This window comes from Azospirillum isscasi (assembly GCF_030849505.1).
In the GTDB taxonomy this organism is placed as follows: Bacteria; Pseudomonadota; Alphaproteobacteria; order Azospirillales; family Azospirillaceae; genus Azospirillum; species Azospirillum isscasi.
In genome coordinates this window covers 1-5,343 of record NZ_JAUJFI010000250.1, presented here as the reverse complement: position 1 = coordinate 5,343, position 5,343 = coordinate 1, and the positions used below count along the sequence as shown (strand labels likewise).

Below are 5,343 nucleotides of genomic sequence, written 5' to 3'. Positions count from 1 at the left end.
CCGGGGGTTTGCGCCGCGGCCCGGCGCTTGCCGCGCTTCACGCGGCGCCCGGCGTGCCGGCGGACGGCGCCGCTGCGGCCTTCACCGGCTCCGCCGCTGCGGGCGCCCCATCCGCGGGGGAGGCTTCCGCGGCGGGGGCTTCCGCCACCGGTTCAGCCGCCACCCCATCCGCCGGCGTGGCGGCCACCGGGGTGGCGAGGCGGGAGCGCAGGCCGGCGGTGGTCCGCTCGATGGCCAGCAGGCCGCTGACCGCGGCTTCGCGCACCGCGGTCTGGGCCTTGCCGGCGCCGGCCTGCACCTTGGCGCCGACGCCTTCCGCGCCCTCGCGGACGGTGGCCGCCACGTCGATGGCCTTCAGGTCGGCCTTGGCCTTGGCGTTCTTCACCAGACGGACGCCGATGGCCCCGGCGATCACGCCGGATGCGAATGTCAGAAGCGGCAGCATCATGATCTCCTTTCCGGCGCACCGCCGGCAAACCCGGCGGTGGCGATGCGCAGCAGCGTTGCCGCCGCCGCGCTGGCTTCCCCGCGGAGCAGATCCGGCCACGCCGAGGGCGGGATCACCGCGGGGTCGTATTCGATGGTGCAGGACCGGGCGAGCGGGTTCAGCGCGACGGAGCGGATGCCCTCCGCCCCGCTGAGCGCGCGGTGCAGCGCCTTGGCGTCGTCCACCAGCGCCGCCAGATTGCGCTCCGCGGCGCCGTCGAGCTTCAGCCGGACCCGGCCCGGAATGTGATGCGCGATGCGCAGGGCGGCGGCCAACCGGCTCAGGAAATCGTCAGCCATGCTCGGGTCGTGGTCGGTCATTGGAATCGGTCATTGGAACAGGCGTTTGCGCTGCACGGTCATGTGGACGAGCATGAAGGCGACGAACAGCGTGCCGAAGCCGGCATGGGCGCGCTTGCCCACCCCCAGCGCCGCCAGGGTCGCCGCCATGCTGCCCATCATGCCGATCTTGGCCGCCCGGTTGATCCGCCATTTCAGTTCGGGAGCGGCGGGCTTGCCGCCCGCGGCGGGAGCGTCCTGCGGCGGCGTTTCCTGCGGCGGCGTCTCCGCTGGGTCCAGCACCGGCGACAGCAGCGCGGCCACCTGGGCCCGGGCGTCGTCCGGCGTCACCGCGTCGGGGTCGTAGCTCAGCAGAACGCTGCCCACCGCCGGGTTGCTCTCGGTCACGCGGAAGGCGTCCAGCGTTTCCAGGCGGCTCAGCGCCTCCTGAAAACGGTCGGTCCGGCGCAGCCGCGGATGCCGCACGCGGATGCGCCCGGGCACCGCCGATGCGATGGGAGAGGTCCTTGCGGTCATTGCCCTTCTCCTAGCCCTTCTCCTTTAGCCGCCGCGATGAGCCGGCACGGCCAGAGGCGTTCCATGGTTCCGCAAGATACCCATAATTTCACAATGGTGAAACAATTCCCTGCTTCCGGGCATGGGTGCCGGGCGCAGGGCCGCGTTGCGGATAAACCGCGGCCTCACGCAAGGAACGCGAGCAGCGGGGCGCAGACCACCGCCGCGGGGCCGAGCCGCAGCGCCGCCCGCGGCGCATAGGGCAGCAGCAAGGCCAGCGCCGCGGCGGCCACGGTCAGCAACCCCAGCCACGCCGGAAGCCCGATCGCCCACCCCCAGGCCACGATGGCGGGCGGCAGCGACAGCGCGAGCACCGCCCACCCCACCCAGCCCAGCAGCCGGCTGGCCCGCGCGGAGGGGCGGCGGGCGAGGATTTGTTCGTGATGGCGGTCCATGGCCAGGGCCAGGGCCAGGAAGCCCGCATAGGCGATGCACAGCGAGGACAGGATCATGTCAACTCCTCCGCGACGGCTCCGGCGGGCAGGACGGGAGCGGACGCCGCCTTGCGGGAAAAGGCGTTCCGCCCCACCTTGCGCGCGGCGAAACCCAGGAGCAGACCGGCCGCCAGCGCCGTCAGGTCGAAGCCTGCCAGCAGCCAGTTCCCCGCCGGCAGGCTGTTGCCCAGATGGCCGGCGGCGGTGGCGGCGTTCAGCACGGGCAGCAGCGCGAACAGCGCCGCCCCGGCCCACAATTGCTCCGCCCAGCCGCGCCGCGACGGGCGCAGGGGGGCATGCAGCAGGGCGGCGGCCCAAGCCAGGAAGAACACCCCGATCTCCCAGCCCGCGCGCTCCTCCAGCCCCGCCGGCAGCAGGCGGTTGGCCCAGAAAAAGGCGGCGACGGCCAGCGGCAGCCCGGCCACCACGCCGATGTTCAGCCGGTCGGCCAGCCGGTGCCCGAAAGGCTCGGGGCCGTCCGCCCGGTTGTCTGCCCGGCTGCGTTGCGACCGCCGCTTGACCACCCACAGGATCAGGCCGCTGCCGACCATGACCGTCCCGGCAACTCCGGAGACGAAGAACAGCCAGCGCATGCCCGGCCCGGCGAAGCGCGCCAGATGCAGCCCCATCAGATAGTTGCCGGTCGCCATGGCTCCCGGCTGCGGGTCCGTGGGGGGAACCTCCAGCGTCCGTCCCGTCACCCCGTCGAACAGCAGCCGCTCCGTCCCGCCGCCGCCGCGCCCGATGGAGTCGGCGGCCGCCGGCCTCAGCTCGATGGTGGCGTTGGCGCGGCCCGGGTTGGTGACGGTGATGGTTCCCACCCCGCCGCGGTCGGCCCACTGCCGCTCCGCCTCGGCCAGCAGCGGCGCCACGGGGGTCAGCGGGGCGGCCTGCGGCGCGGGCCGGGGCGCCGGTGCGGCGCGGCGGAAACCGCTCTCGGCGAAGTAGGTCTGCCGGTTGCCGTCATAGGCGAGATCGACCGCCCAGGGCATCAGCATCGTCATGAACAGCAGCAGGCCGGAATAGGTGATCATCAGGTGGAAGGGCAGCGCCAGAACCGCCGCCGCGACGTGCCCGTCCATCCAGGAGCGCAGGGGCGACTTCTCCGGACGGAAGGTGAAGAAGTCCTTGAAGATGCGGCGGTGGGTGATGATCCCGCTGACGATGGCGACCAGCATCGCCATGGTGGCGATCCCGATGATCCAGCGCGCGGTTTCGCGCGGCATCCCGTACAGCTCGAAATGGAAGCGGTAAAGGAAGTTGCCGCCCGCCGTCTCGCGCGGCTCCAGCACCTCGCCCGTCCCGGCGTCGAGCGTGGCGCGCTTCAGGGCGGCGCGGTCGTTCGGCTTGGCGTCCGCCGGGCGCCAGGAGACCGACACCGCCGGGGTCCGCTCGCCGGGCAGCGCAATGGTCCACTGCGCCGCGTCCGGGGCGATCCGGCCCATGCGCTCCACCGCCCGCTCGGCGGTTCCGGCATCGGCAACCGAGCCGTGAAGCTCCGGCTGCATCCAGGCGGTCACCTCCTGCCGGAAATAGGCGACGGTGCCGGTCAGGAAGACGGCGAACAGCAGCCAGCCGAGCAGCAGCCCCGACCAGGTGTGCAGCCAGGCCATGGACTGGCGGAATCCGTCCTTCATGACGGCGCCCCCTGCTGCAGGCCGTGCAGCAGCCAGGTTCCGCCCCCCAGCAGCAGCGCCGGCACCAGCAGGCCGGGCCACACCCGCCGCGCCCGGACGGAGAAGGCCCAGACGATGGCCCCGGCGTGGATGGCGAAGGACAGCATGGTGGCGGTGTAGACCGCCTCCGCCCGCGGCATCGCCAGGGCGAGCGGCAGGGCGAGGGCGAGGAACATCGCCGCCACCGCCGCCAGCGCGTAGCCGCCGCCGATTCCGGCAAGGCAGCGGGACGCCACGTCCAGGCGCCGCCGCCCGTCCGCCCCGGCCAGCCCCGCTTTCATCCGGGAAGGGAGAGTCGTCATGAGATGGAATCACCTGCGCGTTCAGGACGGTCCGCGGCGGGGCCCCCGGTCGGGCTCCCGCGTCACGCTCGGCGGACATACTCCTGCAAACACGGCGAGGCGTCCATAAAAATGAGAATGACTCTCATTCTCCCAATCTGCGTGCGCCGGTCAGTCGCGGCGCAGCGCTCAAAGATCCGGCGGGGTGCGGGCCGGCAGATGCAGGGTCGCCAGGGTGCCGCCCCCGGCGCGCGAGGCGACGGTGAAGGCCCCGCCCAGCCGGTCCGACACCAGATTGTCCACGATGTTGAGGCCGAGCCCGACCGAGCCGGTGCCGCGGCGGGTGGTGAAGAAGGGCTCCAGGATGCGCCCGGCGGCCCCCTCCGCGATGCCGGCGCCGTCGTCGGCGACCGTCAGCAGGACGGCCTCCGGCCCCGCCGCGGCGGCCCCCACCGTCATCACGCCGTGCCGCCCCGCCGGAAAGGCGTGCTCCAGCGCGTTGCGGACGAGCTGCTCCAGGATCGCCGACAGGATCGCCGGGTTGCTGACCATGCGCAGGTCGGCGGGGCAATCCACCGCCATGCGGTGCCCCGCCGGCTCCCACTGCGGGCGCAGGCTTTCCGCCACCTGTTCCAGGAAGGGCTTCAGCGCGATGGTCTGGCGCAACCCGCCGTGATCCGCCGCCACCCCCTTGAAGCACTGCACGATCTCCCCGGCGCGGGCGATGGTGCCGGACAGCAGGGCGGCCAGTTCCCCCGCGCTCGCCAGGAAGCGCTCCAGCTCGGCGCGGCGGAGCTGGTTGTCGGCCAGCCGCACCGTCATCGCGGCCACCCGGTCGCCGAGATGGGAGGCGCTGCCCAGCGCCACGCCGATCGGCGTGTTGATCTCGTGCGCCACGCCGGCCACCATCTGGCGCAGCGCCGCCATCTTTTCGCGCTGGGCCTGGGCCAGCTTGCGCGTGCGCTCGCGCACCAGCGATTCCAGACGGTCGTTCTCATCCCTCAGGCGGCGGTTGGCCCGGCACAGCGACAGGTGGGTGGCGACGCGGGCGCGGACGATGGCCGGGCTGAAGGGCTTGGTCACGTAATCGACGGCCCCGGTCTCCAGCCCGAACGCCTCCTCCTCCGGGCTGGACAGGGAGGTGATGAAGATCACCGGAACGTCGGCGGTCGCCGGGCCGGCCTTCAGCAGCCGGCACACCGCGTAGCCGTCCAGCCCCGGCATCATCACGTCGAGAAGCACCAGCTCCGGCGGGTCGGCGGCGGCCAGCTCCAGCGCGCGGCGCCCCGAAGTGGCGAAGCGCACCTCGTGCCGGTCCTCCAGCACGCTGGCGAGCGCGCGGATGTTGGCCGTGTCGTCATCGACGATCAGAATGTGGCCAGCGTTCACGGCGTCGTCTCCCGGTCCCGTTCCCTGTTCCATGCGGCGGCGAGCCGCTCCAGCGCCGCGCGGGCGGCGGTGAAGTCCAAATCCTCCACGGCCCGCCCGACGCTGTCCACCGCGTCGTCGTGGCCCCGCCCCGCCAGCAGGCCGCGCAGCGCGGCGAAGCGCGCCGCCGCCGACAGGCTGCCGCTGCGCAACGCCTCATCCAGCGACCGCAGCGCCTCCTCC

General features: G+C 73.0%; 8 protein-coding genes. All 8 read right to left on the bottom strand.

Features of this window, described 5'->3' with window-relative positions:
- Positions 1-37: 37 nt before the first annotated feature.
- The gene (locus QSG27_RS27480; protein ID WP_306711840.1) at positions 38-448 is read right to left on the bottom strand and encodes a hypothetical protein; all 411 of its coding nucleotides are present in this window, start codon (positions 446-448) and stop codon (positions 38-40) included.
- Entirely contained in the window at positions 445-786 is a 342-nt protein-coding gene (locus tag QSG27_RS27475; RefSeq protein WP_306711838.1) for a cation transporter, read from the bottom strand. Before QSG27_RS27475 ends, QSG27_RS27480 begins: the two co-directional genes overlap by 4 nt.
- 30 nt (positions 787-816) lie before the next feature.
- Complete coding sequence (locus QSG27_RS27470; protein ID WP_306711836.1) at positions 817-1,302, bottom strand: hypothetical protein; 486 nt, start codon at positions 1,300-1,302, stop codon at positions 817-819.
- A 164-nt stretch (positions 1,303-1,466) separates the two neighbouring features.
- Positions 1,467-1,793 (bottom strand): DUF3325 domain-containing protein, encoded by a 327-nt coding sequence (locus tag QSG27_RS27465; protein WP_306711834.1) that lies wholly within the window; start codon positions 1,791-1,793, stop codon positions 1,467-1,469.
- Complete coding sequence (locus QSG27_RS27460; RefSeq protein WP_306711833.1) at positions 1,790-3,412, bottom strand: PepSY-associated TM helix domain-containing protein; 1,623 nt, start codon at positions 3,410-3,412, stop codon at positions 1,790-1,792. The genes QSG27_RS27465 and QSG27_RS27460 overlap by 4 nt, the downstream gene beginning before the upstream one ends.
- Complete coding sequence (locus QSG27_RS27455; RefSeq protein ID WP_306711831.1) at positions 3,409-3,753, bottom strand: DUF3649 domain-containing protein; 345 nt, start codon at positions 3,751-3,753, stop codon at positions 3,409-3,411. Before QSG27_RS27455 ends, QSG27_RS27460 begins: the two co-directional genes overlap by 4 nt.
- Before the next feature lie 168 nt (positions 3,754-3,921).
- On the bottom strand, positions 3,922-5,121 hold the full coding sequence (locus tag QSG27_RS27450; RefSeq protein WP_306711829.1) for a hybrid sensor histidine kinase/response regulator: 1,200 nt from the start codon (positions 5,119-5,121) through the stop codon (positions 3,922-3,924).
- The coding region (locus tag QSG27_RS27445; protein WP_306711827.1) for a hypothetical protein at positions 5,118-5,343 on the bottom strand (226 nt) is incomplete at its 5' end. The genes QSG27_RS27445 and QSG27_RS27450, both read right to left, overlap by 4 nt.